The sequence below is a fragment of the Cryptosporangium sp. NPDC051539 genome (assembly GCF_044454545.1).
Classification (GTDB): Bacteria; Actinomycetota; Actinomycetes; order Mycobacteriales; family Cryptosporangiaceae; genus Cryptosporangium.
On record NZ_JBITDV010000002.1, the window covers coordinates 279,968 to 306,023 of the forward strand.

24 protein-coding genes are annotated in these 26,056 nt (G+C 71.8%); 14 read left to right on the forward strand and 10 right to left on the reverse strand.

What is annotated here, in order from left to right; all coding sequences use genetic code 11:
• The first annotated feature begins 87 nt into the window (after positions 1-87).
• A complete protein-coding gene (locus ACIBZJ_RS07245; RefSeq protein ID WP_395926537.1) occupies positions 88-843 on the forward strand; it encodes a dienelactone hydrolase family protein in 756 nt (251 codons plus the stop codon).
• A 157-nt stretch (positions 844-1,000) separates the two neighbouring features.
• Here the strand turns inward: ACIBZJ_RS07245 and ACIBZJ_RS07250 are convergent, their stop codons facing one another.
• The 3 genes from ACIBZJ_RS07250 to ACIBZJ_RS07260 are packed head-to-tail and all read right to left on the reverse strand — an operon-like array spanning position 1,001 to position 4,472.
• Positions 1,001-2,542 carry an alpha/beta hydrolase gene (locus ACIBZJ_RS07250; protein ID WP_395926539.1) on the reverse strand — a complete coding sequence of 514 codons (1,542 nt, stop codon included), beginning with the start codon at positions 2,540-2,542 and terminating at the stop codon, positions 1,001-1,003.
• Positions 2,543-2,577: 35 nt separating this feature from the next.
• Positions 2,578-3,702 carry an ATP-dependent DNA ligase gene (locus tag ACIBZJ_RS07255; protein ID WP_395926541.1) on the reverse strand — a complete coding sequence of 375 codons (1,125 nt, stop codon included), beginning with the start codon at positions 3,700-3,702 and terminating at the stop codon, positions 2,578-2,580.
• Between the two features lie 5 nt (positions 3,703-3,707).
• Complete coding sequence (locus tag ACIBZJ_RS07260; protein WP_395926543.1) at positions 3,708-4,472, reverse strand: pyrimidine reductase family protein; 765 nt, start codon at positions 4,470-4,472, stop codon at positions 3,708-3,710.
• A 32-nt stretch (positions 4,473-4,504) separates the two neighbouring features.
• Here ACIBZJ_RS07260 and zapE point away from each other — a divergent pair, with 32 nt between their 5' ends.
• Positions 4,505-5,506, forward strand: coding sequence for a cell division protein ZapE (gene zapE / locus ACIBZJ_RS07265; RefSeq protein ID WP_395926545.1), 1,002 nt, complete (start codon positions 4,505-4,507; stop codon positions 5,504-5,506).
• 112 nt (positions 5,507-5,618) lie between these two features.
• A complete protein-coding gene (locus ACIBZJ_RS07270; protein WP_395926547.1) occupies positions 5,619-7,853 on the forward strand; it encodes an ATP-binding protein in 2,235 nt (744 codons plus the stop codon).
• A gap of 25 nt (positions 7,854-7,878) precedes the next feature.
• On the opposite strand, the gene ACIBZJ_RS07275 is transcribed toward ACIBZJ_RS07270, so the two are convergent.
• Positions 7,879-8,250, reverse strand: coding sequence for a response regulator transcription factor (locus tag ACIBZJ_RS07275; RefSeq protein WP_395926549.1), 372 nt, complete (start codon positions 8,248-8,250; stop codon positions 7,879-7,881).
• A gap of 135 nt (positions 8,251-8,385) precedes the next feature.
• Here ACIBZJ_RS07275 and ACIBZJ_RS07280 point away from each other — a divergent pair, with 135 nt between their 5' ends.
• The 10 genes from ACIBZJ_RS07280 to ACIBZJ_RS07325 all read left to right on the forward strand — a co-directional run bounded on the left by ACIBZJ_RS07280 (position 8,386) and on the right by ACIBZJ_RS07325 (position 16,669).
• Complete coding sequence (locus ACIBZJ_RS07280; RefSeq protein ID WP_395926551.1) at positions 8,386-10,731, forward strand: chemotaxis protein CheW; 2,346 nt, start codon at positions 8,386-8,388, stop codon at positions 10,729-10,731.
• Positions 10,732-10,822: 91 nt separating this feature from the next.
• Positions 10,823-11,275 carry a chemotaxis protein CheW gene (locus tag ACIBZJ_RS07285; RefSeq protein WP_395926553.1) on the forward strand — a complete coding sequence of 151 codons (453 nt, stop codon included), beginning with the start codon at positions 10,823-10,825 and terminating at the stop codon, positions 11,273-11,275.
• 10 nt (positions 11,276-11,285) lie between these two features.
• Positions 11,286-11,576: a hypothetical protein gene (locus tag ACIBZJ_RS07290; RefSeq protein WP_395926555.1), complete on the forward strand. Its 291-nt coding sequence runs from the start codon at positions 11,286-11,288 to the stop codon at positions 11,574-11,576.
• 143 nt (positions 11,577-11,719) lie between these two features.
• The gene (locus ACIBZJ_RS07295) at positions 11,720-12,694 is read left to right on the forward strand and encodes a hypothetical protein (protein WP_395926557.1); all 975 of its coding nucleotides are present in this window, start codon (positions 11,720-11,722) and stop codon (positions 12,692-12,694) included.
• Positions 12,695-12,850: 156 nt separating this feature from the next.
• Complete coding sequence (gene cheB, locus ACIBZJ_RS07300; protein ID WP_395926559.1) at positions 12,851-14,077, forward strand: chemotaxis-specific protein-glutamate methyltransferase CheB; 1,227 nt, start codon at positions 12,851-12,853, stop codon at positions 14,075-14,077.
• Positions 14,074-14,925 carry a CheR family methyltransferase gene (locus ACIBZJ_RS07305; RefSeq protein WP_395926561.1) on the forward strand — a complete coding sequence of 284 codons (852 nt, stop codon included), beginning with the start codon at positions 14,074-14,076 and terminating at the stop codon, positions 14,923-14,925. The genes cheB and ACIBZJ_RS07305 overlap by 4 nt, the downstream gene beginning before the upstream one ends.
• Positions 14,926-14,939: 14 nt before the next feature.
• Positions 14,940-15,317: a response regulator gene (locus tag ACIBZJ_RS07310; RefSeq protein ID WP_395927744.1), complete on the forward strand. Its 378-nt coding sequence runs from the start codon at positions 14,940-14,942 to the stop codon at positions 15,315-15,317.
• On the forward strand, positions 15,314-15,790 hold the full coding sequence (locus ACIBZJ_RS07315) for a chemotaxis protein CheX (protein WP_395926563.1): 477 nt from the start codon (positions 15,314-15,316) through the stop codon (positions 15,788-15,790). The genes ACIBZJ_RS07310 and ACIBZJ_RS07315 overlap by 4 nt, the downstream gene beginning before the upstream one ends.
• Positions 15,787-16,149 carry a response regulator gene (locus tag ACIBZJ_RS07320; RefSeq protein ID WP_395926565.1) on the forward strand — a complete coding sequence of 121 codons (363 nt, stop codon included), beginning with the start codon at positions 15,787-15,789 and terminating at the stop codon, positions 16,147-16,149. Before ACIBZJ_RS07315 ends, ACIBZJ_RS07320 begins: the two co-directional genes overlap by 4 nt.
• A 22-nt stretch (positions 16,150-16,171) precedes the next feature.
• Positions 16,172-16,669 carry a hypothetical protein gene (locus ACIBZJ_RS07325; protein WP_395926567.1) on the forward strand — a complete coding sequence of 166 codons (498 nt, stop codon included), beginning with the start codon at positions 16,172-16,174 and terminating at the stop codon, positions 16,667-16,669.
• A 116-nt stretch (positions 16,670-16,785) separates the two neighbouring features.
• Here ACIBZJ_RS07325 and ACIBZJ_RS07330 read toward each other — a convergent pair whose 3' ends face one another.
• Genes ACIBZJ_RS07330 through flhA form a run of 3 tightly spaced genes read right to left on the reverse strand, consistent with a single transcriptional unit; the run spans position 16,786 to position 22,461 of the window.
• The gene (locus ACIBZJ_RS07330; protein ID WP_395926569.1) at positions 16,786-17,082 is read right to left on the reverse strand and encodes a hypothetical protein; all 297 of its coding nucleotides are present in this window, start codon (positions 17,080-17,082) and stop codon (positions 16,786-16,788) included.
• Positions 17,082-20,402 carry a hypothetical protein gene (locus ACIBZJ_RS07335; protein ID WP_395926571.1) on the reverse strand — a complete coding sequence of 1,107 codons (3,321 nt, stop codon included), beginning with the start codon at positions 20,400-20,402 and terminating at the stop codon, positions 17,082-17,084. Before ACIBZJ_RS07335 ends, ACIBZJ_RS07330 begins: the two co-directional genes overlap by 1 nt.
• Positions 20,380-22,461 (reverse strand): flagellar biosynthesis protein FlhA, encoded by a 2,082-nt coding sequence (flhA, locus tag ACIBZJ_RS07340; protein WP_395926573.1) that lies wholly within the window; start codon positions 22,459-22,461, stop codon positions 20,380-20,382. The genes ACIBZJ_RS07335 and flhA overlap by 23 nt, the downstream gene beginning before the upstream one ends.
• Before the next feature lie 119 nt (positions 22,462-22,580).
• Between flhA and ACIBZJ_RS07345 the strand changes: the two genes are divergently transcribed.
• Positions 22,581-23,837 (forward strand): EAL and HDOD domain-containing protein, encoded by a 1,257-nt coding sequence (locus ACIBZJ_RS07345; RefSeq protein WP_395926576.1) that lies wholly within the window; start codon positions 22,581-22,583, stop codon positions 23,835-23,837.
• A 52-nt stretch (positions 23,838-23,889) separates the two neighbouring features.
• On the opposite strand, the gene ACIBZJ_RS07350 is transcribed toward ACIBZJ_RS07345, so the two are convergent.
• Genes ACIBZJ_RS07350 through fliQ form a run of 3 tightly spaced genes read right to left on the reverse strand, consistent with a single transcriptional unit; the run spans position 23,890 to position 26,048 of the window.
• Positions 23,890-25,005, reverse strand: coding sequence for a flagellar biosynthesis protein FlhB (locus ACIBZJ_RS07350; RefSeq protein ID WP_395926578.1), 1,116 nt, complete (start codon positions 25,003-25,005; stop codon positions 23,890-23,892).
• Positions 25,006-25,008: 3 nt separating this feature from the next.
• Positions 25,009-25,773 (reverse strand): flagellar biosynthetic protein FliR, encoded by a 765-nt coding sequence (gene fliR, locus ACIBZJ_RS07355; protein ID WP_395926580.1) that lies wholly within the window; start codon positions 25,771-25,773, stop codon positions 25,009-25,011.
• On the reverse strand, positions 25,773-26,048 hold the full coding sequence (gene fliQ, locus ACIBZJ_RS07360) for a flagellar biosynthesis protein FliQ (protein ID WP_395926582.1): 276 nt from the start codon (positions 26,046-26,048) through the stop codon (positions 25,773-25,775). The genes fliR and fliQ overlap by 1 nt, the downstream gene beginning before the upstream one ends.
• Positions 26,049-26,056 lie beyond the last annotated feature (8 nt).

The window sequence follows — 26,056 nt, forward strand, 5'->3', positions numbered from 1 at the left end:
GGTTGCTTTCCGGGCCGGGGTAGTGACGCGGGCCACACTCGCGGGTCATGCTCAGGAAGACCGCGACCCGTCCACCAGGAGGCGCGCATGCCCGAGCAGGGCCGAACCCCATTGTCCAGGCCGCAGCGAACCCTTTCTCCGCACAGCCGTCCGCAGCAGGCCCGCGCCGCCGGGGGAACCGGCCCCGGAGCGGAGGTCAAGGAACGGGTCGTCGAGGTCCTGGTGCGCGTCAGCGACGCGGAACTCGGTGGTGCGCTCGGGCGCCCGGACTCACCGCGGGGCGTGGTGCTGTTCGCGCACGGGTCGGGCAGTTCCCGGCACAGCCCGCGGAACCGTCAGGTCGCGAAGGCGCTGTACCGGGCCGGATTCGCGGTAGTGCTCGTGGATCTGTTCACGGCCGAGGAGGCGCAGGAAGACCAGCGCACCGGCCGGGTGCGGTTCGACATCGACCTGCTCGCCCGCCGGGTGGACGAGTCGGTCGGGTGGCTCGCCGAGTACCCGGAGACCCAGGGGCTTCCGATCGGCCTGTTCGGGGCCAGCACCGGAGCCGCCGGTGCGCTGGCGGCCGCGGCGCAGCGTCCGGAGACCGTACGGGCCGTGGTGAGTCGCGGCGGCCGGCCCGACCTGGCCAGCAGCTGGCTGCCCACGGTGGCCGCGCCGACGCTGCTGGTGGTCGGCGCACTCGACCACCCGGTGCTCGAGCTCAACCGCCAGGCCCAGGACGCTCTCGGCGGCCTGGCTCGGGTCGAGGTGATCCCGGGCGCCACCCACCTCTTCGAAGAACCCGGCTGCCTCGAGCGAGTCGGGTCACTCACCACTTCGTGGTTCGAGACCCACCTCTAGGTGCACGGCCCGCCCAGGTCGGCGCTGCCGAGCGGGCGCGACCACTTGAGTATGTCCAATGCGCGGCGCGGTCGCGCCCGATCGGCAGCCCCGCCCTGGGCGGGCTCCAGGTCAGTACGCGGTGGCTCAGGTGGCGGGGCAGTCAGTACGCGGTGGCTCAGGTGGCGGGGCAGTCCAGGTTGTCGGGGGGCGGGGCGGTGGTGATCAGGTAGTTGCTGATGTTCTCGCGGATGCAGTTGGTCTGCGGGTACGCGGTGTGCCCTTCGCCCTCCCACGTGACCACCCGGCCGGTGCCGAGCTCGTTCGCGAGTTTCGCGGTGTTGGCGTACGGCGTCGCCGGGTCGCCCTTGGTGCCCACGACGACGATCGGCGGCGCCCCGAGCGCGGTGCCGACCGGGTACGGGTCGTGCGTGCCCGGCCACACCGCGCAGCTCAGCAGCGTCATCGCCAGCGGTGCCCCGAACAGCGGGTATTTCTTGCGCCACGCGGCCTGCAGCTTCCGCACGGTCGCGACCGTCGGGGGATTCCGCTCGTCGGTGCAGCTGATCGCCGTGAACGCGTCGGTCATGTTGTTGTAGACGCCGTCGGAGAGCCGGCCGGTGAAGTTGTCGCTCAGCGAGAACACCCCGGCCGGGTCGCCCTTCGCGATGTCGGCGATCGCCCGCTCCAGCGTCGGCCACTGTGCCTTCACGTACAGCGCGGCGGTGACCGCCGAGAGCACGTGCCCGGTCGTCGCCGTGCGGGTGTCGGTTCCCGTCCCGCGCACCGGCTTCTTCTGGACGTCGATCAGCACGTTGTGCAGCGTCAGGCGGGCGTTCGGGCCGATCGGGCAGCCGGTGCCCTTCGCCCGGCACGCGGCCGCGAAGTTGTTGAACGCCTTCTCGAAGCCGGCGGCCTGCCCCTCCGAGGCGGTGACGCCGTCGAGGTTCGGGTCGACCGCGCCGTCGAGGACGAACGCCCGCACGCGGCTCGGGTACAGGTGCGCGTACACCGCGCCGAGCAGCGTCCCGTACGAGTAGCCCAGGTACGTCATCTTCGGGTCGCCCAGCGCCTCGCGGATCGCGTCCATGTCGCGGGCGGTCTGCTCGGTGCTGTAGTAGCCGAGCGTGCCCTGGTACTGCGATGCGCACGCGTTCGCCGCGGTGCGCCAGATGCCGACCTGCTCGTCGAACTCCTTCTGCGGCGCCGGATCGGGGTTCGCCGCGGTCAGCTGGTCTTTGCTCGCCGCGGGCAGGCAGTCGATCGGCACCGACTTGCCGACGCCGCGCGGGTCGAACCCGACGATGTCGAAGCGCTCCATCACGTCGCCGGGCAGGAACAGCGGGGTCTGCGCGGCCAGCTCGATGCCGGACGCCCCCGGCCCACCGGGGTTCACCAGCAGCGAGCCGATCCGGTTGCGCTGCTGCTCCCGCCGGATCCGGACCATCGCGATGCTGAACGTGGAACCGCTCGGGTTCGCCCAGTCCTGCGGCACGACGACCGCGCCACATTCGACCTTGACGCCGGAGAGCGCGGTGCCGATCGACCGCTCGATCTCGGCCTTGCAGTCGCTCCAGGCGACGGTGCCGGTGCCGGGCGTCGGAGTCGGGCTCTGCGGTGACGCCGTGGGAGACGGCTGTGCTTTCGGGATCGAGCGCCACTCACCGTCCTCCCCGGACAGATTGCACCCCGACAGCCCGACTGCGACTGCGAGAAACAAGATCAAGAGGGGGAGCCGTGGGGATCGGCGCACTGTCACGGAGAGCCCTTCAATACGCGTTCCAGGTCAAAACGGACGGGACGGTCGAGCTGAGCATAAGTGCATGAACGGGGTTCCCGGTCGGGTCGCCAGCGCTCGAAACGCGCAGTATGCCGGAATCGGTCACCCTCCATGTGGTCATACGCGACTTCCACGACGAGTTCGGGGCGCAACGGCTCCCAGGAGAGGTCTTTCTTCCCGCTCCAGCGGCTGGGTGCGCCGGGCATGCGGGTCGGGTCGGAACCGGGCGCCGGCCCGTCGGCGGTCTGTTCGGCCCACGCCGACCACGGGTGTGCGGACAAATTGGACAGCCGGTAGGGCGCCAGCTCGTCCAGCAGCTCTTCGCGGCGCTTGGCCGTGAACGACGCCGACACCCCGACGTGGTGCAGGTGACCGTCCTCGTCGTACAGCCCGAGCAGCAGCGACCCGACGATCGGCCCGGACTTGTGGTAGCGGAACCCGGCGACCACGCAGTCGGCCGTGCGGGCGTGCTTCACTTTTTTCATCGTCCGCTTGTTGGGCAGGTACTCGTCGTCGGGCGCCTTGACGATCAGCCCGTCGAGCCCGGCGCCCTCGAACTTCTCGAACCAGGATCGGGCCGTCTCCGGATCGGTGGTCACCGGCGTGAGGTGCGTGCGCGGGCCGGAGGGCCCGCCGTCGGCCGGGAACAGCGCGGCGAGCCGCTCGCGGCGGCGGCCGTACCCGACCTCCATCAGCGACTCGTCGCCGACGGCCAGCAGGTCGAACGCGATGAAGTGGGCCGGCGTCTGCTCGGCCAGCAGGTTGACGCGCGAGGCGGCCGGGTGGATGCGCTGCGCCAGCGCGTCGAAATCGAGCCGGTCGTCGACGATCACGACGAGCTCGCCGTCGACGACACACCGCTCGGGCAGCGACGTGCGTACCTCCTCGACGACCTCGGGGAAGTATCGCTGCAGCTCCTTGCCGCCCCGGCTACCGAGGACCACCCGGTCGCCCTCGCGGAAGATGAGACACCGGAAGCCGTCGAACTTCGGTTCGTAATGCAGGCCCTCGCCGACCGGGATGCCCTTGACCGGACTCGCCAGCATCGGCTCGACCGGCGGCTGAACCGGTAGCGACCAGGTCTCGTCAGGCTCGCTCATGGCCGTCAGTCAAGCAGAGCGGGGCGACAGTAGCGCAGCAACAGCACACCCTCGTCCTCGATGACGTGCGCGAGCGCCAGCATCCGGGGGTCGGGCGCCGGTGGGCCCGCGCTGATCCGTCCGGCACCCCCACCGGCCAGCAACGGCGTGACCGTCAGGCACAGTTCGTCCACCCGGTCGGCCGCGATCAGGCTGCCGAACAGCGACGGACCGCCCTCACAGAGCAGCTGGCCCAGCCCCCGTTCGTGCAGTGTGGTCCGGGCCGCCGCGAGGTCCACGGAGCCGGCCGAACCGGCCACCACGACGTCCGCGACCGTCTCCAGGGCCCGCCGCCGGTCGGCCGGGGCGTCCGGGGACGTCACCACGACCGGGCGGACCGGTGCCCCGGCCAGCGACGCGTGCCCCGGGTCGATCGACAGCGAGCCGGAGACGACGACCAGAGTCGGTACCGGCGCGAGCCCGGCGGCCTCCCGGCGGGCCCGCCGGGAGGCGTCCAGGGTGACCGGGCCGTAGTCCTCGGCCAGCGCGGTGCCCGCGGCGACCACGAGCCCGTCGCACCAGCCGCGCAGGAGCTTGAACACCTGGTTGTCGGCGGGGCTCTGCAGACCGGCCGACAGCCCGTTGACGCTCACCGCTCCGTCGGCACTGGCCACGAAGTTCATCCGCAGCCGGGGCACGCTCCGGTCGGTCGCGTAGAGCTGCTCGAGCGCGGCGTCGTCGAGGTCGGACGGGGACGGGAAGCCGGACGGGGACGGATGGAGCAGGCGCATGACGCCCATCCCACCACCCGTAGGCTCGTGCCGTGTCACTTGCCGGCCGCACTCCGCAGGTGGCGCCCGCGCGTCTCGTCGCCGAACTCGTGCCGCCGCCACGGTTCGCCGACGCGCGGTTCGCGACCTATCGTCCGGATCCGAACGAACCGTCACAGTCCGCGGCGCTGGCCGCGGTTCAGGCGTTCGCCCAGCGCCTGTCGGCTCCGCCGCCGAGGAAAGGGCTGTTCCGGCGCGCGGCCCCGGCCGGACGGCCGGGGCTCTACCTCGACGGCGGTTTCGGCGTCGGGAAGACCCACCTGCTGACCTCGCTCTGGCACGCGGCCCCCCGGCCCGCCGCGTACGGCACGTTCGTCGAGTTCACCCATCTCGTGGGTGCGCTCGGCTTCGCCGGAACGGTGGACGCACTCGGTTCGCTCCGCCTTCTCTGCGTGGACGAATTCGAGCTGGACGACCCGGGCGACACCGTGCTCCTCTCGTCGCTGCTGAGCCGGCTGGTCGAGCGGGGGGTGGCGCTGGCGGCGACGTCGAACACGCTGCCGGACAAGCTCGGCGAGGGCCGGTTCGCGGCCGACGACTTCCTGCGCGAGATCCAGGCGTTGTCGGCGCGGTTCGAGACGGTGCGGGTCGACGGCCCCGACTACCGGCACCGGGACGCGGTCTCCGCGCCGGCGCCGCTCGGTCCCGACGCGGTGCGGGCCCGGGTCGACGCGGACCCGTCCGCCACCCTCGACGACTGGCCCGCGCTGCTCGACCACCTGGCCCGCCTGCACCCGTCCCGGTACGGTGCGCTGCTCGACGACGTGAGCGCGGTCGGGCTGACCGGGCTGGCGCCGGTGACCGACCAGAACACCGCGCTCCGGGTCGTCGTGTTCGTCGACCGGCTCTACGACCGCAGCCTGCCGGTGTTCGCGTCCGGCTGCCCGGTCGACCAGATCTTCCCGCCCGACCTGCTCGCCGGCGGCTACCGCAAGAAGTACCTGCGTGCGCTCTCGCGTCTCACCGCCCTGGCGCGGGAGGGCTCGTCCGGCTGAGCTCCGGCGCGGCCGTTGTGGCGGCAGGTCGGGCAGATCCTGGGGCCGGTCTGCTGCATAATAATGACCCGTAAAAGTGACTTTTGCCGCAAACGGGTGGTATCCCCTGCCTATGACGTCAACGGCGAGCATTCTGCGGGTGGGCTTCGGCGCTCTCGTCGCGTTGCTTCTCGCTCTCGGCGCGGCGCGTCTGGCGGTCGGCCAGTACCTGAGCCGCGACGTCGACGCGTCGATCACCCGCGCCGCCGAGGCCACCGACGCGAACTCGGCGCTGCTCCAGGTCCTCACCGACGCGGAGACCGGCCTGCGTGGCTACCAGTTGACCGGCGAGCCCTCGTTCCTGCAGCCCTACCGGCTCGGCGTCGCCCGCTACCCGGCGGAACGGGACGCGGTGCTGGAGGTCGCGCGAACGGAGTCGCTCCGCGAACTGGTCGTGGCCGAGATCGCCCGCGCGGACGCCTGGCTCGCGTTCACCGCGCCCGCCGCCGCGGTGCGGCCCGGTCCGACGCCCGGTGATCCCGCCTCGGCCGCGGTGCAGCCGGCCGCGTCGGAGCAGGGCAAGGCGTTGTTCGACGCCCTGCGCGCCGCCAACGGGCGGGTGGGGGTCGAGCTGGTCGCGCAGCGGGCGTCCGCCGTGAACCGGTTCCGGCTGATCAGCACGATCAGCGACACCGTGACCGCCTCGCTGTCACTGCTCGCCATCGGCGTGGTGCTGCTCCTCGGGCTGCGTACCCGGCGTCTGCTGATCACTCCGCTCGAGAACATCCGGACGACGCTGACGCTGCTGGGACGGGGTGATCGCACGGCCCGCGGACGCGATACCGGGCCGGCCGAGGTGCGCGAGGTCGTCCGGGCGCTGAACGATCTCGCCGACGAGAGCGAGCGGCTGCACTCGTACGAGGCCGGGCGCTCGCGGATCCGGCAGCAGGCGCACGACCTCGGGGCGAGCGTCCGCGGGTCGCTGGACGCGGACGCGATCCTCGGCGAGGTGACGGTGGGGCTGGGCCTCGCGCTCGGCATCGACCACGTCTACGTCCGGCTCGCCGACGCGAGCGGCCCGATCGAGACCGACCGCCTCTGGACCCGGGCCGGCCTGGCGCCGCTCGCGATCGAGCACCTGCGCGCCGCCACCGCGGCCACCGGTCCGACCGGCTGGCCGCGCACCTGCTTCTGGCTCGACGCCGACGCCGACGCCGACGCCGACGCCGACGCCGGAGCCGGAGGTGGTGCGGGTGCGGCCGGGTGGGGGACGGCGGGGCGGGCGCCGGCCGGGCCCGGAGTGGCCGGACCGCCGGGCGCGGCGGTGACCGGGCAGACGCTCGCGGCCGACGTGCTGGCGGCCACCGGCGCGCGGTCGTGCCTGGTAGCCGGCTTTACCGTCGACGGGGAGTTGTCGGGCCTGCTCGTGCTCGTGCAGTCGGACGACGGCCGGGACTGGACCGACGACGAGCGGGCGCTGATCGAGGCGGTCGCCGCCGACACCGGCCGTGGCCTGCACGTCGCCCAGGTCTACGCCCACCAGCGTGAGCTGGCCGAACGCTTCCAGGATCTGGACCGCCAGAAGACCGACTTCATCTCGACGGTCTCGCACGAGCTGCGGACGCCGCTGACCAGCATCCTCGGCTACCTGGAGATCCTGCTCTCCGGCGACCAGGGCGAGCTGTCGGACCCGCAGCAGCGCAGCCTGTCGATCATCGAGCGCAACGCCGAGCGGCTGCGCGAGCTCGTCGGTGACCTGCTCACGCTGTCCCGGATCGATTCGAACAGCCTCGAGCTGGCCGCGACCCGGGTCGAGGTCTCCGCGCTCCTCGACGGCGTGCACACCGCGCTCGCCGAGGCGGCGTCCGACGCCGGGCTCACGCTGGAGTGCGCGGACGCCGAGGGGCTGGCGGTCGTCGGCGACGTCCGCCAGCTGGAGCGGGCGCTGCTGAACGTCGTCGGCAACGCGGTGAAGTTCACCCCGGCAGGGGGGTCGGTCCGGATCTCGGCGCACGCCGTGGCCGGGGAGCGGGTCGTGATCGAGGTTGCGGACTCCGGGATCGGCATCCCGGCCGGCGAGCAGGACCAGCTGTTCCAGCCGTTCCAGCGGGCGTCGAACGCGGTCGCGAGCGCGATCCAGGGGACCGGTCTCGGCCTGGCGATCACGCGCTCGATCGTCGAGCGGCACGGCGGAGAGGTCGTACTGACCTCCGCCGCCGACGAGGGCACCACGCTGTCCCTGTCGCTGCCCCGGGCCACCGCGGCCGCCCCGGTCACCGACGACACGACCACCGACCCCCGGCAAGCCGCGATCCGGGCCGCCAAAGCCAGAGCGCTGGCCCGCGCGTCCACCACGACCAGCGGCTAGAGCGCCGTCGTCGCCGGTGCGCCGCCTACTGGGCCGGGCCCAAGATGGCGGTGATCCGGGCGACGAGTTCGCGAGGGCTGAACGGCTTGACGACGTAGTCGTCGGCGCCCACGTCGAAGCCGGCCTCGATGTCGGCCTCCTGCGCCCGCGCGGTCAGCAGCAGCACCGGCACCTTCGCGGTCGCTTCGTCTTTCCGCAGCTCTCGGCACACCTCCAGCCCCGACATCCGGGGCATGGACACGTCGAGCACGCACAAGTCCGGCGTCGTCTCCCGGGCGGCGGCCAGTGCGGCCGCACCATCCGTCGCGGTGATCAGGTGGTAGCCGGCCTGCTTCACCTTGAACGTCACCAGCGCCAGGATGTCGGGATCGTCGTCGGCGATCAGCACGGTACTCATTGAGCCCCCCACGGAACGGGCATTACGCCTATAAGCATAGCGAAACGGGTGCAGTTTCAACCCGGAGGGCGCGCCTTTCCTCAGGTGAACCCCTGTCGCGTCGATCAAAGGCGCGACGAGCAGAGGGAGACGAACGTGGACGAGTTGGACGACATCGTTCAAGAGTTCCTTGTCGAGAGCCACGAAAACCTGGATCAGCTCGACCGGGACCTCGTGGCGCTGGAGCAGCAGCCCGACTCCCGTGACCTGCTGTCGAGCATCTTCCGCACGATCCACACGATCAAGGGCACGAGCGGCTTCCTCGCGTTCCACCGGCTCGAAACCGTGACGCACGCCGGGGAGTCGCTGCTCTCCCGTCTGCGCGACGGCGCCCAGCAGATGAACGTCGAGAGCGCCAACGCGCTGCTCCGCATGGTCGACACGGTCCGCGGCCTCCTCGCCCAGATCGAGGAGCAGGGCGCCGAGGGCGAGATGGACGTCCAGAGCGTCATCGAACAGGTGACCGCCTGCATCGAGGACGGAGCGGGCAAACCCAAGGCCGCGCCGGCGCCCGAGCCGGCCGAGGCCGCGGGGGTCGCAGAGACCGCGGAGGCCCCGGCCGAGCCGGCCGCCCAGGCTGCGCCGGAGCCGGCTGCCGAGCCCGAACCCGAACCCGAGCCCGCGGCGGCGAAGGCGGCCGACGTACCGGCCCCGCGGGGCGGCGCCGCTCCGGCCGGCCCGCCTGCTCCGGCCGGCCCGCCCGAGCCCGGCGAGGACGGCACCGCGCCGCAGCGCCGCAGCGTCGCGGAGAGCTCGATCCGCGTCGACGTCGACCTGCTGGACGCGCTCATGCGGCTGGTCGGTGAGCTGGTGCTCACCCGTAACCAGCTGGTCCGCGGCGTCAGCGAGATGTCCGACCCGAACCTGACCAGGACCACCCAGCGGCTCAACCTCATCACGTCCGAGCTGCAGGAATCCGTGATGAAGACCCGGATGCAGCCGATCGACCAGATCTGGTCGAAGCTGCCCCGGGTCGTCCGCGACCTCTCCAGCCAGCTCGGGCGTCAGATCCGGCTGGCGATGGAGGGCAAGGACACCGAGCTCGACCGGAGCCTGCTCGAGTCGGTCAAGGACCCGCTGACCCACCTCGTCCGCAACGCGGTCGACCACGGCATCGAGCCACCGGACGTGCGGACGGCCGCGGGCAAGAGCGCCGAGGGCACGCTGACGCTGCGCGCCTACCACGAGGGCGGCCACGTCGTCGTCGAGGTGCAGGACGACGGCGCGGGCATCGACCCGGAGCGGGTGGCGGCCACCGCGCTCGAGCGGGGCGTCATCACCCGGGACCAGCTGGCCCGGATGGAGACCAGCGACATCCTCCAGCTGCTGTTCCAGCCCGGCTTCTCGACCGCGAAGAAGGTCACGAACGTCTCCGGCCGCGGTGTCGGCATGGACGTCGTCAAGACCAACATCGAGAAGATCGGCGGCACCGTCGACGTCGACTCGACGCCCGGCAAGGGCACGGTCTGGCGTCTGACGATCCCGCTGACGCTGGCGATCATCCAGGCGCTGACCGTCGAGTGCAGCACCGAGCAGTACGCGATCCCGCAGATCGCGGTCGACGAGCTGGTGTTCGTCGACGGCTCGTCGGACAAGAACATCGAGCACGTCTCGGGCGCGCCGGTCTACCGGCTGCGCGGCAAGTTGCTGCCGCTGGTCCGCCTGGACGAGAGCCTCGGCCTGCCGGTCGGATCGAGCGAGAAGGACGTCTACATCGCGGTGCTCCAGGCCGAGGGACGCCGGTTCGGCCTCGTCGTCGACCGGGTCCTGAACACCGAGGAGATCGTCGTCAAACCGCTGGCGACGCTGCTCAAGGACATCGGCGTCTACCAGGGTTCGACGATCCTCGGCGACGGCAAGGTCGCGCTGATCCTCGACGTCCAGTCGCTCGCCCGGCGCTCGCTGCTGGCCGCGCAGGCGGTCGAGAAGGCCGGCCTCGGCGGGGACTCGGCGCAGTCGAGCGGCGCGGTCGGCAGTGGCAACCGGCTGCTCATCACCGGCGTCGGCGACCGGCGGGTCGCGGTGCCGCTGGACATGGTCACCCGGCTCGAGGAGTTCCCGGTCGAGAAGATCGAGCGGGTCGGTAGCCGTGAGGTCGTGCAGTACCGCGGCCGCATCCTGCCGCTGGTTCGGCTGGCCCACCTGCTCGGCGCCTACCCGGCCGAGGACGGCGACTCGGTGCCGGTGGTCGTCTACAGCGAACGCGGCCGCAGCGTCGCGCTCGCCGTCGAGAAGATCGTCGACATCGTCGAGGACTCGACCGTCACCCACAGCGACCTGGACGACTCCGGCCTCACCGGCTCGGCGGTCATCCAGCAGCGTGTCACCGAGATGCTCGACGTCCGGCAGGCGATCCTGGCCGCTGACGTCAACTTCTTCGACGCGATCGACCAGTACGCGGAGAACTACGGCGGCGGCCTCGAGGAGATGAGCGCGGTATGACTGTCGCTTCCCGCCTCCGGGGCTCCGCTCCTCGGTCGCTAGCGCTCCCGGCGATGTCGCCATTTCACCACTGCGGTCGGCGGAGGCCCCGATGACCAGTCGCCAGTACACGACGTTCGAGGTCGCGGACCAGCTGTTCGGTGTCGGCGTCGAGAAAGTCGTCGAGGTGCTGCGGTTCAGCGAGTACACCCGGGTCCCGCTGGCCGACAAGTCGGTCGGTGGCCTGATCAATCTGCGTGGCCAGGTCATGGCCGCGGTCGATCTGGGCGTCCGGCTCGGGCTGGAGCCGCGGGACATGTCCAAGCCGTCGATGAACGTCATCGTCTCCGAAGACGGCGAGGCGATCAGCCTGCTCGTCGACAAGATCGGTGACGTGGTCGAACTGCAGTCCGACACGTTCGAGCCGCCGCCGGACACGCTCGCCGGACCACTCCGCGAGCTGATCATCGGCGCGTTCAAGCTCGACAGCCGGCTGATGCTCGCGCTCGACGCCAGGCGAGCGGTGGACCTGGCGCCCAACGGCGCCAAAGCCGCGGCCCGATAGGAGGGTTTCCGTGTCCGAAGTACTTCTGGGGGACGCTCTGGCCGCGGGCGTGTGCCACGCGGTGGGGGAGCAGGCCGAACTGCTCGCACTGTTGCTCGCCTCGTCCCGCTCGGCCGTCGGCCCGATCGAGGACGCGCCGCCGTCCGGCACCGTCGACCTGATCGGTGCGCTGGGCCCGCTGGACCGCGAGGACGTGCCCGGCAGCGATCCGCTCCGGGCGTTCGCGTCGGTCGTACCCCGGTTCGTCCAGGACGCCGAGCAGGTCACGACCGACCTCACGGGCCGGGGCCGGGCCGCCTGAACTCACTCTGAGTAATTTTCCTCACCTCCGGGGCGCCGACCGCGTCCCGGAGGTGTCGCCGTGCTCACAGCTCAGGCGGGGCCCGGTGCCGGTGTCTGGCCGTGACCTTGGCGGACCGGTTAACCGGTGTCACACTGGCGGACGTGTACAGCCTGGTCAGCGCCCCCGTCCTCGGTTTTGACCTCACCCGCATCGAGGGTGGGGCCGCCGTCTCCGACGTCCTGACGCGCGCTCTGGCGCTCGATCGGGACGAGCTCGCGACGCTTGCCGAGCACCGGCTCGACGCCGGCCAGCGCGCCGATCTGTGGGCCGCGGTGGAGATCGCGACCACGGTTCAGCCTACGGTGCGTGACGTCGCTGGGCTGACGAAGAGCGCCGGCACCGACACCACGGCCGAGACCCGCGCCAGCACCGCGCTGAACCTGCTCCAGCGGGCGCCGCTGGGCACGGTCGACGGCCTGCTCCAGTGCGTGCGCTACGACGTCCTGGACTGGACGTGGGAGGCCGCGGCGGGAGAGGCCGAGCCCCGCGAACCGCAGTTCCCGCCGGGGTCGCGGGCCGCGGATCCCGCCCCGAAAGCCGCGAAACGGCAGTCCGAGGTCGCGTCCGAGGCCACCGCGGTGATCTGCGACGCGGTCGTCGCCGGATACCTGCGCCACGAGCTCGAGCCGGAGATCCGGCGGCGCCTGGCCGGGCCCTGGCTCGCCGCCAGCAGGCGCCTGCCCGACCGGGCGGTCTCGCTCGGCCCGACCGCGTCCTCGGTGCAGGCGCTGCTCGACCGGGTCGCGAGCCTCGGCCAGCAGGACGGCGTCCGGCTCTACAAGCAGGCCGAGGCTGGTCGGCGCGACTCCGCCGGCTGGGCGCCGGCGATCCACTCGGCGTCCTGGGCCGTGCACCTGGCCGGCCGGGTCCGCGAGGCGGCGGCGGCGCAGTTCTTACTGGTTCAGGCAGTGGAGACCAGCGGTATCCCGGTGACCGAGCGCGCCGCCGGGGTCTGGAACCTGCTCAGCGGGGCGGTGCAGGCGCTGGCCGCGCGCGATCTGGTCGATGCGGCGACCGCTCACCGGCTGCTCAGCCCGGTGATCGCCACGCTGGGGCCGTCGGCGCTGGGGTCCTAGCGCGTCGGGGGTCCCAGCGCGTCCGGGGTTCGGCGAGGGCTGCGTCAGGCAAAGCCCTCAGCCTCGTCGCCGGGCGACCGATAGGGACGCCGTGACGGCCCCGAGGTGCGTCCGGTCCTGTTGCCGCGCGGACCACGGCACGGGAAGGCGGCGTGTGTGATCAAAGTCCTGGTGGTCGACGACTCGGTCGTCGTCCGGCGGTTGATCGTGGACGCGCTCACCGACGACCCGGGTATCGACGTCGTCGGGACCGCGTCGAACGGCCGGATCGCCCTCGCGAAGGTCGACGAGCTCAAGCCCGACGTGATGACGCTCGACATCGAGATGCCGGTGCTCGACGGTCTCGGCACACTGCGCGAACTGCGTCCGAAGCACAAGCGCCTGCCGGTGATCATGTTCAGCACGCTGACGGCCAACGGCGCGTCCGCGACGCTCGAGGCGCTCGCCTCGGGCGCCAGCGACTACGTGACGAAGCCGGCCAACGTCGGCAGCGTTCGCGAGTCGATCCAGATGGTTCGCGAGCAGCTGATCCCGCGCATCTACGCGCTCGCGCCGCGGCAGCGTCCGGGGGCTGCCCCCGGTGGTGCGCCGAGCCGCCCGGGGATGCCGCCGCCGGCCCGCCCGGGTGCCGGTGTCCCGCCCGGACGGCCGGGCGTACTCCCCGGACGTCCGCCGCTGAGCGGGCCGCCCCGGCCGGGAGCTGCACCCAGCGGGCCGCCGATCACGACCGGGGCGAACGGCCGTCCGCCGATCCGGGCCGCCCGGGGCGGCACGGGAAACCGCATCGACTGCATCGCGGTCGGCTGCTCCACCGGCGGCCCCGACGCGCTGGCCAAGGTCGTCCAGGGATTCCCCAGGGACCTGCCGGTGCCGGTGGTGGTCGTCCAGCACATGCCACCGATCTTCACCAAGATGTTCGCCGACCGGCTCGACCGCGGCAGCCAGGTCAAGGTCGTCGAGGCGGTCGCGGGTACCCCGCTCGCGCCCGGCACGGTCTACATCGCTCCCGGTGACAAGCACCTGGAAGTCATGCGCCAGGGCACCTCGGTGCTCACGAAGCTCCACGAGGGACCACCGGAGAACTCCTGCCGGCCCGCCGTCGACCCGCTCTTCCGCTCGGTGGCCACGGTGTACGGGGCGCACGCCCTGACCGTGGTGCTGACCGGCATGGGGCAGGACGGCAAGAAGGGCTGCGAGGTACTCGCCAAGGTCGGGAGCGAAATTGTCGTCCAGGACGAGGAGACATCTGTGGTCTGGGGGATGCCCGGGGCTGTCGCCACGGCCGGGCTCGCCGATGCGGTGCTGCCGCTCGGCATGATTTCCGACACTCTGCTCGCTCGCGTCGGCCACGGCCGGGCCAATAAGTTGGCGGTGGTCAGATGACCCTCTCGGCGCACGAGTTCCAGTTCGTCAGCAGCCTGGTTCGCCGGGAGGCGTCCATCGTGCTCGAACCGGGGAAGGAATACCTGGTCGAGGCGAGGCTGCTGCCGCTGGCCCGCAAAGCGGGCCTGGCCTCGGTCACCGAGTTCCTCCTCCGGGCGCAGAGCCCGTCCGGCCGCGGCGACCGGGACGGCATCGTCGACGCGCTGACGACGAACGAGACGTCCTGGTTCCGTGACCGCGAGCCGTTCACCGCGCTGACCGAACTGGTCATCCCGCAGATCGTGAAGTCGCGGGGAGCCCAGCGGACCATGCGGGTCTGGTCGGCGGCGGCGTCCAGCGGGCAGGAGCCGTACACGCTGGCGATCCTGCTCAAGGAGAACCTGCCGCCGGGGTGGAACTACGAGATCGTCGGCACCGACATCTCCACCGAGATGCTCGCCCGGTGCGAGCGCGGCCGGTACAGCCAGCTCGAGGTCAACCGTGGCCTACCGGCGCCGCTGCTGGTCAAGCACTTCACCCGGGTCGGGCCCGAGTGGGAGGTCGCCGCTCCGATCCGGAAGGCCGTCACGTTCAAACGGATGAACCTGGCGGCGCCTTTTCCCCCGATGGGGCAGTTCGACGTCGTGTTCTGCCGGAACGTCCTCATCTATTTCGACGTGGAGACGAAGCGCGGCGTGCTGAAACGCATCCGCAGCTTGCTGAAGCCCGATGGGTGGCTCTTCCTCGGCGCCGCCGAGACGACGATGGGAATCGACGACGGCTTCGAGCGCGTCGTCACCGGACGGACGTCGGCCTATCGGCCGCGGACCGGTACTCCGGCGCCGGTCGGCGCACCGGGGAAGGGGTGAGGCGAGTGCTCGCCATGGTGATCGACGACTCGCGTGCGATGCGGCTGATCCTCAGACGCATCGTCACCGGTCTCAACTTCGAAGTGGTCGAGGCCGGCAACGGTCGCGAGGCGATGGATCGCCTCGCCGAGCTCGAATCGGTGCCGGAGCTGGCGCTGATCGACTGGAACATGCCGGAGATGAACGGTTTGGAGTTCGTGACCGCCGTTCGCGCCGACAAGAAGTTTCGCGGGATGACGCTGATGATGGTGACCACCGAGAGCGAGCACGGGCAGATCGTCCGCGCGCTCGCCGCCGGCGCCCACGAGTACGTCATCAAGCCGTTCACCCCGGATGCGATCGTCGACAAGCTCGTGATGCTCGGGCTGATCCCGGACGGAGCCCACGCGTGAGCGCGACGATGGCCCCGACCGCGGACGACCTGCAGCAGATCGCCGAGCAGGTGTGGGCGTCCTATCTCGACACCGACGGCGAGAAGCCGCTGATCCCGCTGCCGCCGGACAAGCTCTCGAGGGACGTCGTCGCCGGAGTCGCGGTGAAGGGCGCCTGGCACGGGCTGGTGCTGGTGGCGTGCTCGTCGGTGGCCTCGAAGGAGGCGGCCGCGGCGCTGCTGGGGATGGAAGCGGGCGAGGTGTCCGAGGGCGACGTCGACGATGCGCTCGGCGAACTGGCCAACGTCATCGGCGGCAACGTGAAGAGCCTGCTGCCGGAACCGTGCACGCTCGGGCTCCCCGAGGTGCACAACGACGCCGACAACGACCCGTGGCTCGACGGCGATGAGATCTGCCGGTTTGAGGCCACCTGGATGGGTGAGCCGATGGAGGTCAGCGTGCTGGAAAAGCCGCAAGGGGGGGAGACCGCATGAAGATCCTTATCGCCGACGACAGCCGGGTGATGCGCCAGATCGTCACCCGGACGCTGCGGCAGGCCGGGTACGAAGGCCACGATTTGATCGAAGCCGAGGACGGCGCTCAACTGGTTGAAAAGGCAAATTCCGATAAATTTGATCTGGTGCTTTCGGACTGGAACATGCCGAACATGACCGGAATCGAGGCGCTCCGAGCGCTGAGGGCGGGTGGCAACAACACGCCGTTCGGCTTCGTGACCTCGGAAGGCACGCAGGAGATGCGCGATACCGCTGCCGCGGGTGGCGCGATCTTCCTCATCGCCAAGCCCTTCACGGCCGAGATGTTCAAAGAGCAACTCGACTCGATTCTCGGATGATCACGAAAAGGGGGGCGACTCGATGACACAAGCGACGACGCAACTGCCGTCTCCGAAGGACGTCCGGGACATGCTCGAGGAGCTCCTGGGCAAGGACATCACGGTCGGCGACGGCGCCCCCGCTTCGGCGGGCGACCTGCAGAAGGCCACGGTCGCGGTGTACGTCGACGACAGCAAGCAGGTCGTCGGCGTCGGTGGGATGGACCTGCCGCTCTCGGCCTGGATCGGCGCCGCGATCGGCCTGATCCCGAAGGGCGGCGCCGAGGCGTGCCTCGAGGACGGCGAGCTCACGAAGATGGTCGGCGAGAACGTCCGCGAGGTGTGCAACGTGATGGCTGCGCTGCTCAACCGTGAAGGCACGCCGCACCTGCGGCTGCAGAAGGAGAGCTGCTACCTGCCCGGGGAGCCGCCGCCGGCCGACATCCAGGCCCGGCTGGTCGCCCTCGGCGCGCGGCTCGACCTGAACGTGACCGTGGCGGGGTACGGGCCGGGGAAGCTCTGGATCTCACTGGCGGGCTGACCGGGTAAGCCGGGCCGCGGTTCCGGCGGGGCGGGGCGGGGAGCGAAGGCTCCGCACCCCGCCCCGGGCCTGTTGCGGGGTAGTGGTTCGGGCGGGTGGCGGTTCGGGCGGGCGGTTCAGGCGGGCTCGACGCCTTCGCCCGCGGCCCGCTGTCGTTCGGCCGCGGCGCGGCGATCGGCCTCGGCCTGCCGGAACTCCTCGAGCTGACGTTCGGTCTCGTGCTGTTCGTGGATCCGCTGGTACGCGTGGTAGATCGAGCGGACGATCGCCAGCATGACCGCCGCGACGATCACCGCGATCAGATAGCGGAGCAGCGCCGTGTCGACGTCCAGGTTGCCGACGACGAACGCCTGCCAGAGCGCCGGGCTCGCCAGCACCCCGGCGAGCAGCAGGACCGAGAACCGGGCGAACATCAGCGGCCGCCGGGTTCACCGTCTTCGGGCCACCAGCCGCGGAACACCCGGCCGTTCGTGGCTCGATCGGTGGGAGCTCGGTGGGCGTTCCGGTCGTGGGTGTTCCGGTCGGGGGTGGTCCGGTCGTCCGGGGTGCAGCCGTGCGGGACCGCGTGGGCGCCGCCGATCCCGGCCGGGGACGCGGCGTACGAGTCCGGGGCCCAGGCCGGCACGCGGCCGGTGTGGCCGGTGTGGTCGGTCTCGGGGGCACGGTGGGTCTGCGGCCGCGGGCGCTCGGGCGCGGGCGCGCTCTCGTGGGCTCCTCGCCGTCCGGCCGGCAGCGCGGCGATCGGGGGGATCGGGCCCTCGCCGTCGCCGGGGAGGGGGCCGCCGGTGAGCCGCTCGCAGAGCAGCGTCGTCCAGCGGCGGGCGGTGGCCGGTCGGCCGTCGAGCATGACGACCGGGAGTCCGAAGTGCAGCACGCTGCCGGGCTCGACGGTGGCGTCGGCCCCGTAGACGGCGAGCGCGTCGACCCGCTCGAGTGAGTCCAGGAAGCGGGCCGTGTCGGCGTTCTTGCGGGACGCGTCGACACAGGCCCAGACCTGGGCCGGGTGCAGCGCGGCGATCGTCGCCCGGGGCGAGCCCGGGGCGGTCGGGTCGGTGACCGCGGTCAGGCGGCGGCCGATCGGCGGCCCCGCGGCGGCCTCGACGACGACGACCCGGGGGCCGGACGAGGTGTGCAGCTCGGCGGCCCGGCGGATCGCTTCCTCGGGACCGGAGATGCGGTGCGAGCGGCGCAGGCCGGTACCGGCGATCGAACCGGCGACCAGGGTCGCGGACGGATCGATCACCGAGGTCAGCGCGGCGAGCTGACCGGCGATCGTGAGGGCCGGTTCGGTCTCGCCGACGATCACCAGTACCTCGCCGGGGCGGGACGGGAGCGCCGGCGGGTACGGGAGCCCGGCGACCGCGCGGGCCACCGCCGACCAGGGGTCGGGGCCGACCGCGCGGGCGGCGATGTGCACCGGGACACCGTTGCGGACGAGCTGGACGGCCGGGTGATCGAAGCCCGCGGCCGGTCGGGCGTCGACGCGGCGGAGGGCGTGGATCGCGGTCGGCGGCTCGTCCGGTTCCGGGGGTGGCACGGTGGCCCGCCCGGTGGCGAGGTTGGGGGTGGGAGTGGCCAGGTGCCGCGCACCTTCGTGCCGGATCCGGCCGTTCGGGGTGTGGCGGGTCGGAGCGTGGCCGTTCGGAGCGTGGCCGTTCGGGGTGTGGCCGTTCGGGGTGTGGCCGTTCGGGGTGTGGCCGGCCGGGACGGCGGCGATGCCGGTCGCGTGGGGGCGGGGGAGGACGTGGGCCCGGGTTTCGTCTTCGTCGTCGGCGGTGGCGGGGGCCAGGGCGATGAGCTCGGTCGGGGGCTCGGCGGCGTCGTCGTAGCCGGGGCTGTCGTAGGTGGGGCTGTCGTAGGTGGGGTCCTCCTCCGGCGGGAGGGGCGGAACCTGCCGGAGCGTCCCGAACGGCGCGGTGGCCATTCCCGCCGCCGGGGCCGTCGGGGCCGTAGGGGCCGGTGAGACCGGTCGTGCCGAGCCGGCCACGGACCGGGGCGCGAGTCCGGCCGCCGGTGCGACCGGCACGACCCCGGCCGCCGTGAATCCACCCGTGCCCGGCCCACCCGTGCCTGGTCCGGCTGTGCCCGGTCCGGTCGGGCGCGGTCCGGTCGGGTGGGGTCCGGTCGGGTGGGGTTCGGTTGAGCCCGGCCCGTGCGTGTCTAGTCCGGTCGCGGGAAGTCCGGCAGACGTGAGTCCGGCCGTGCGGGGTCCGGTCGGATGGGGTTCGGCCGGGTCCGGTACGGATGCGGAAAGTTCGGCCGGGGTGAGTCCGGTCGGGCCGGGTAGGGCGGTGGGGCGGCCGGTCGAGCCGGGTGTGCCTGCCGCGGAGCCCGCGGCGGGTCGCGCTGACCCGGGTGCGGTCGACCTGGGTCCGGCCGGTGCGGGGGAGGCCGGGCGAGTGGCACCGACGCGTTTCGCAGCGGCCGCGACGCTCGCGGCCCGGGCGCGGCTGGCCGCCATCCCGGTCAGGTCGGCGGGCACGTGGCGGACCGCGGCCCGGTCCCGATCCGCCACCCCGCGGCCCGAACCCCCAGCCCCGGCCGCGCCGGAATCATTCGCGCCCACACCTCCCGCGCCGAGTTCCCGTGCACCGAAATCCCCTGCGCCGAGATCCTGCGCGCCGAGATCCTGCGCGCCGAGATCCCGTGCGCCGAGATCCCCTGCGCCGAGATCCTGCGCGCCGAGTTCCCGTGCACCGAGTTCCCGTGCACCGAGATCCTGCGCGCCGAGATCCTGCGCACCGGAACTCGCGTGGGAACCTCGCGGCCCAGCACCTCGTGCCCCAATCCCGTTCGCGTCGGTGTCTCGCGTTCCGGCACCGTGGGCCCCGGCACCGTTCGCCCCGGCATCGTGGGCACCATGCGCCCCGGCACCGTGCGCCCCGTTCGCGCCGGCCCCGTTCGCGCCGGCCCCGTTCGCGCCGGCCCCGTTTGGACCAGAGCCCCGCGCGCCGGCGCCGTTCGTGCCGGAGCCTCGCGCCTCCGCACCGTTGGTGCCGGCACCGTTCCTGTCGAAGCCTTCCGCGCCGTAGCCTTCCGCGCCGGCCCCGTTCGCGGTGGCCCCGTTCGTGCCGGAGCCTCGCGCGCCAGAGCCTCGTGTGCCGGAGCCTCGCGTTCCGGTGCCGTTCGGGCCTGCGGGTCGCTCGCCGGCGGGCGGGGTTTCCGGCGGCGCGCCGGGCGGCCGACCGGGCCGGGGGGTGCCCGGGCGGTCCGGGCGGTTCGGGGGCGGTGACACCGGACGGTCCTGCGCGGCAGACGGCGCCGGGCGGCGTCGCGTCCGTTCGGCCAGGCGGACCACCGCCTCGGCGCGCTCGTCCCCGGCGTCCGGACGGCCGTTCGGAACCGTCGGAGACCCGGGCTTGACCGCACGGTGCGCCGGATCCGGCGCCCGGTCGGCGAGGAGCTGCGCGAAGCGCGCAGCGGTCACCGGCGGACGATCGGCCCGATCGAGGACGTCGAGCTTCCGCTCCTGCTCCTCGGCCCGCGCGAGCAGCGACGCGAGCCCGTCCGCCGTCGCCGGAACCGGCTCCCCCTCGGGAGTACCGGCCGGAGCCTCCTCCGGATCGAGGATGTCGACCGCGATCTCGAACCGCTGCTTCGCGAAGAAGCCCGCCAGCCCACCGGACCGCACCCGCTCCGCGGACACGATCCGCGCGGCCGGGCCGTGTTCGTCCTTGATCTTCGCGAGCAACTCCTCCAGATCCGGACCCTCAAGCAACAGCCGGGTAGACACCGCCCACCACCCCCACGGTCTCGATCTGGGCCGAGCAGCCCGAAATTTCGGTGTACGACAGGACCGGGAGACGCGGCGTCGCGAGCCTCACCAGCCGTTGCAGCGGCAGCCGCAGCACCGGCGAACAGACCAGCACCGCGGTCACGCCCCGCTGCTCGGCCGCGTCGAACAGCCGGTGGGCCTCGGTGACCAGGGCCTCGGCCCGCGCGGTGTCCACGCCGAGCTGGATCCCGCCCTCGCTCGGCCGCAACGACTCCAGCAGCATCTGCTCGATCTGCGGATCGAGCGTCATCACCGGCAGGCGTCCCTCGAAGACGTACAGGTTCGCGATCGCCGGTCCGAGCGAGGCCCGGGCGGCCTCGAGCAGCCCGTCCGGGGTGCTGCCCGACTTCGCGGCCAGCGACAACGACTCGAAGATCCGCACCAGGTCGCGGATCGGCACACCCTCGTCCAGCAGCGACTGCAGCACCCGCTGGATCTCGCCCAGGCTCAGCAGCGCCGGGGTGAGTTCCTCGACGACCACCGGGTTCGAGCGCTTGACCATCTCGGAGAGGTTCCGGACGTCTTCCCGGCCGAGTAGCCGCGACGCGTTGGTCCTCACGACCTCGGCCAGGTGCGTGATCACGACCGAGGCCCGGTCGACCACGGTCGCGCCCATCATCTCGGCCTGGTGGCGCAGCTCAGCCGGTATCCACTTGCCCTCCAGGCCGAAGACCGGCTCGTGACCGGCCCGGCCGGGCAGCGCCTCCAGGCCGTCGCCGATCGCCAGCGCGGTGCCCGGCGGAGCCTGGCCGCGCGCGACCTCGATCCCGCTGATCCGGATGCCGTAGCTCGACAGCGGCAGGTCCAGGTCGTCGTGCGTGCGCACCGGCGGCATGATGATGCCGAGCTCGAGCGCGACCTTCCGGCGCAGCGCGCGGACGCGGTCGAGCAGGTCGCCGCCGGACGTGTCGACGAGGTCGACGAGGTCCGGCGCCAGCGCGAGTTCCAGCGGGTCGACCCGCATCTCGGCGAGCAGCGCCTCGGGCGAGTCCGGCGACGGGCCGGTCGGGGCCGTCGCGGCCGCCTGCTCGATCGCCTCGTCCGCGGCCTTCTGCGACGGCGATGGCAGCCGCTGCGCGATGAACAGCGTCAGACCGCCCAGCACCAGGAACGGCAGCTTGGGCAGTCCGGGGATGAGGCACAGCGCCAGACCGGCGCCGCCGGCGATCTGCATCGCCCGCTTCTGTGCGCCGAGCTGGGTGACGACCGACGTCCCCATGTCGCCGGACGTCGCCGAGCGGGTCACGATCAGACCGGTCGACACCGAGAGCAGCAGCGCCGGGATCTGGGACACCAGACCGTCACCGATGCTCAGGAGGCTGTAGGTGTTGACCGCCTCCATCGGGGCCATGCCTTTTTGGATGATCCCGACGGTCATGCCACCGATCAGGTTGATCGCCGTGATGACGATCGCGGCGACCGCGTCACCCTTGACGAACTTCGAGGCACCGTCCATCGAGCCGTAGAAATCGGCTTCCGCGGCGACGTCCTCGCGGCGGCGGCGGGCCTCGCCCTCGTCGATCAGACCGGCGTTGAGGTCGGCGTCGATCGCCATCTGCTTTCCGGGCATCGCGTCGAGGGTGAACCGGGCGCCGACCTCGGCGACCCGCTCGGCACCCTTGGTGATGACCAGGAACTGGATGACGACCAGGATCAGGAACATCACCAGGCCGATGATCAGCGAGCCACCGACGACGAAGTGTCCGAAGGCCTCGATCACGTGCCCGGCGAACCCGTCGAGCAGCACCAGACGGGTGGCGCTGATGTTCAGCGCGAGCCGGAACAGCGTCGCGACCAGCAGCAGCGCGGGGAAGATCGAGAAGTCCAGCGGACGCGTCACGTAGAGGCTGACGAGCACGATGGCCAGCGACAACGTGATGTTGGTGGCCAGCAGCATGTCGAGCAGGAACGTCGGCAGCGGGACGACCATCATCACGATGATGCCCACGATGCCGACGGGGACGGCGAACGGTCCCAACGCCTTCAGGTTCACGGCGCTCCGCGAGTACGGCGACATGCCCGATCCGTCGGGCTCCCCGCTGCCGTCCTGGCTCGTGTCCTATCGGTGGTGACCGCACCGACATGAGCGTTTTGGTTTTGGCTTCATCGGGTCGCGAGGAGGCCGATGTCAGGAGCGTGCCACCAGTCCCTGTGCCCGAAGCGCCGGTCGCCGATGTCACCTGGACTCTCTACGTCGCCCGCCAGCCGATCACCGACCGCAGCGGCCGGCTGATCGCCTACGAACTGCTGTTCCGCGACGCACCCGGGGCGACCACCGCGACCCAGCGCGCGGCCGCGGCCACCAGCCGGGTTCTGGTCAACACGTTCGCCGAGTTCGGCCTCGAGCGGCTGGTCGGCGACAAGCTCGGGTTCGTCAACCTGACCAGCGAGTTCCTCACCGGCAAGCTGCCGCTGCCGTTCGCGCCGGAACTGGCGGTCTGCGAGGTGCTGGAGACCGTCGAGGTCGACGACGAGGTCGTCGCCGGTGTCGCCCGGCTCGCCCGGCTCGGTTACGCGATCGCGCTCGACGACTTCGTCTGGGGTACCGCGCACGATCGGTTGATCCAGTACGCGACCTACATCAAGTTCGAGGTGGCCGGCGTCGACCCGGACGTCCTGGCCGAGCGGGTGCTGCTCGCGCGTGCCCGCAAGCCCGGCATCAAGCTGCTGGGCGAGCGGCTGGAGACCGACGACGACTACCAGCGTGCCCGTGACCTGGGCTTCGACCTGTTCCAGGGCTACCTGCTCGGCCGGCCGGAAGTGTTCTCGGCCGACGCGATCACCCCGAACCGCGCCCGCCAGCTCGAACTCCTCGGCCTGCTGACCAGCCCGGACGTCGACCTCGCGACGCTCTCAGCGGTCGTCGCGGCGGACCCGGGACTGGCACTGCGGGTGCTGCGCGCCACGAACTCGGCGTCGGCGGGGCAGAAGCGCCGGATCGCGTCGATCCAGGACGCGGTCGTGATCCTCGGGCTCGAACGGTTGCGGCAGTGGCTCGCGATCATGATCGTCAGCGATCTGTCCCAGGCCGGCGAAGCCGACCTGTCGATCCCGATGGTCCGCGGCCGCTGGCTGCAGAACGTCGCCAAGCAGGCCGACCTGCCGGCCGAGGTCGGCTTCACGATCGGCCTGCTGTCGGGCGTCGCCGACCTGCTCCGGGTGGACGCCGCCGAGCTGGCCGACCGTCTCCCGCTGACCGACGAGGTGGCGGCCGCGCTGGTGGCCGAGGAGGGCGAGTTCGGGCAGGTGCTGAACGCGGTCCGCGTCTACGAGTCGGGCGGGCTGGGGCTGGGCCGGGTGCAGAGCAGGCGGCTGTCGGTCGCGGTACTGGCCCGGAGTTACCTGGAGGCGGTCGACTGGCAGACCGCCACCAGCGCCGCGATCCGGGATTGAGACGGCAGCCCGCCACCAGCGCCTCCACCAGCGCCGCGATCAGGACCGGGCCTCAGAGACCGGCCTCCTCGTCCGCGGGCAGCGCGGCCCGGCGGTTCGCGGGGAGCCGGTGGGTCCCGGCCGCCGCGCCCTTGGCCTTCAGCGACATGACGAACGCCAGCACGGTCGCGACCGCCGCGTAGAGCTCGGGCGGGATCTCCTGCCCGACTTTGCACGCCTTGTAGAGCGTGCGGGCGAGACCGACGTCCTGGATCGTCGGTATGCGGTTCTCCGAGCCGAGCGTGCGGATCTTGTCGGCGATCGTGCCGCTGCCCTTGGCGACCACGCGCGGGGCGCCCTTGAGCGGGTCGTACCGCAGCGCGACCGCGACGTGCGTGGGGTTCGTGACGATGACGTCGGCCTTCGGGACGTCGGCCATCATGCGGCTGCGGGACATCGCCATCTGCCGGGCCCGGATCGCGCCCTTGACGTGCGGGTCACCCTCGCTCCGTTTGTGCTCCTCCTTGATGTCCTGCTTGCTCATCCGCAGCTGCTTGTCGATGCGACGCTTGGCCACCGCGTAGTCGGCCGCGGCCATCACCAGGCCGGCCGCCGCCGCCGAGCGGATCAGCCGCTCCACGGTGTTGATGACCTCGCTGATGATCACCTCGTTCGGGATCCGGCCGCCGCCCATCAGCACCGGGATCAGGCCCTTGATCGACCAGTAGAGGACCGCGCCGAGCACCGTGCTCTTCACGATCGTCTTGATCGCCTCCCACAACGCGTGCGGGCCGATGATCTTCTTCAGGCCGGAGAACGGGTTGAGCTTGCTGAACTTCGGCTTGAGCAGCTTCGTCGCGAAGTTCAGGCCGCCCTGCGCGGCGGCCGACCCGACCCCGGCCAGCAGCATGCCGAGCGCCAGCGGGGCGACCGAGATCGCGACCGCGAACAGCACGTCGCGCATCAGGCCCGTGCCGCGGTGGGGGTCCGGGTGCCCGATGACGTCGACCGCCTTGTCGAGCAGCGTCCGGCTGCGGTCCATCACCGCGGTGATCACCTTCGGGAGCAGCAGGCTGGCGAGCAGCATCCCGACCCAGGCCCCGAGGTCCGGGGTCCGGGCGATCTGGCCCTCCTTGCGCGCCTGCTTCTTCTTCTGCGGTGTCGGCTTCTCGGTCTTCTCACCGGACACGGGTCACGCCCGGACCACGGCCATGACGGCTTCCACCGCACGGTCGACGACCTCGTTCACCATGGCCGGCAGGATCCCGATCGCGATGCCGGCCAGCATCACCGTGAGCAGGATCTTGGCCGGGAACCCGAGCGAGAACGCGTTCAGCGCCGGGGCCACCCGGGTGAGCAGGCCGAGCGCGACGTCGGCGCAGAACAGCACCGCGATCAGCGGACCGGCGATCTGCAGCGAGGCGAGGAACATCTCGCCGATGCCGGTGGTGAGCACCTCGCCCAGCCGGGCGAACGACAGGATGCCGGTCAGCGGAATCGTGTCGTACGACGACGTGAAGCCGCGGATCACCAGCGCGTGGCCGTCGGTGGCGAACAGCAGCGTGACCGCGATCAGGTTGTAGAACCGGCCGAACACCGCGGTCTGGGTGTTGGCCATCGGGTCGTACTGCATCGCGACCTGGAAACCGCCGAACATGTCGAGCAGGTCGCCGGCGACCTGGAACGCGGTGAAGTACAGCGAGGTGATGAAGCCCAGCGCGGCGCCGACCACGACCTGCTGCGCCGCGCTGCTGACCAGCGCGGCCAGTTCCATCGGCGGCGCCTGGTCGTGCAGGCGGGGCGTCACCGCGAGCGCGATCGCCAGCGCGAGGAGCGTCCTGATCCGCGGCGACATCATCGGGTTCGCGAACGGCGGCGTGACGACCAGCCACGCCGACGCGCGCACGGTCGCGAGCAGCATCGTGACGACGAGCGTCCCGTCGAGCTGCCATTGCATCAGGACCCGGAAAGCAGCGTGGGTATCCGGTCGTAGAGCTGGGTGGTAAAGCTGACCAGCTCGTGCAGCATCCAGTTGCCGCCGAGCAGCAGCGCGGCACCGGCCGCGACCGCCTTCGGGACGAACGAGAGCGTCTGCTCCTGGATCTGCGTCACCGACTGGAACAGCGAGATCAGGAAGCCGACCGCGAGCGTGCTGAGCAGGATCGGGGCGGTCAGCTTGGCGATGATCGTCATCGTCTGGAGCCCGATCTCGATGATCTGGGCATCGGTCACCTGAGCCT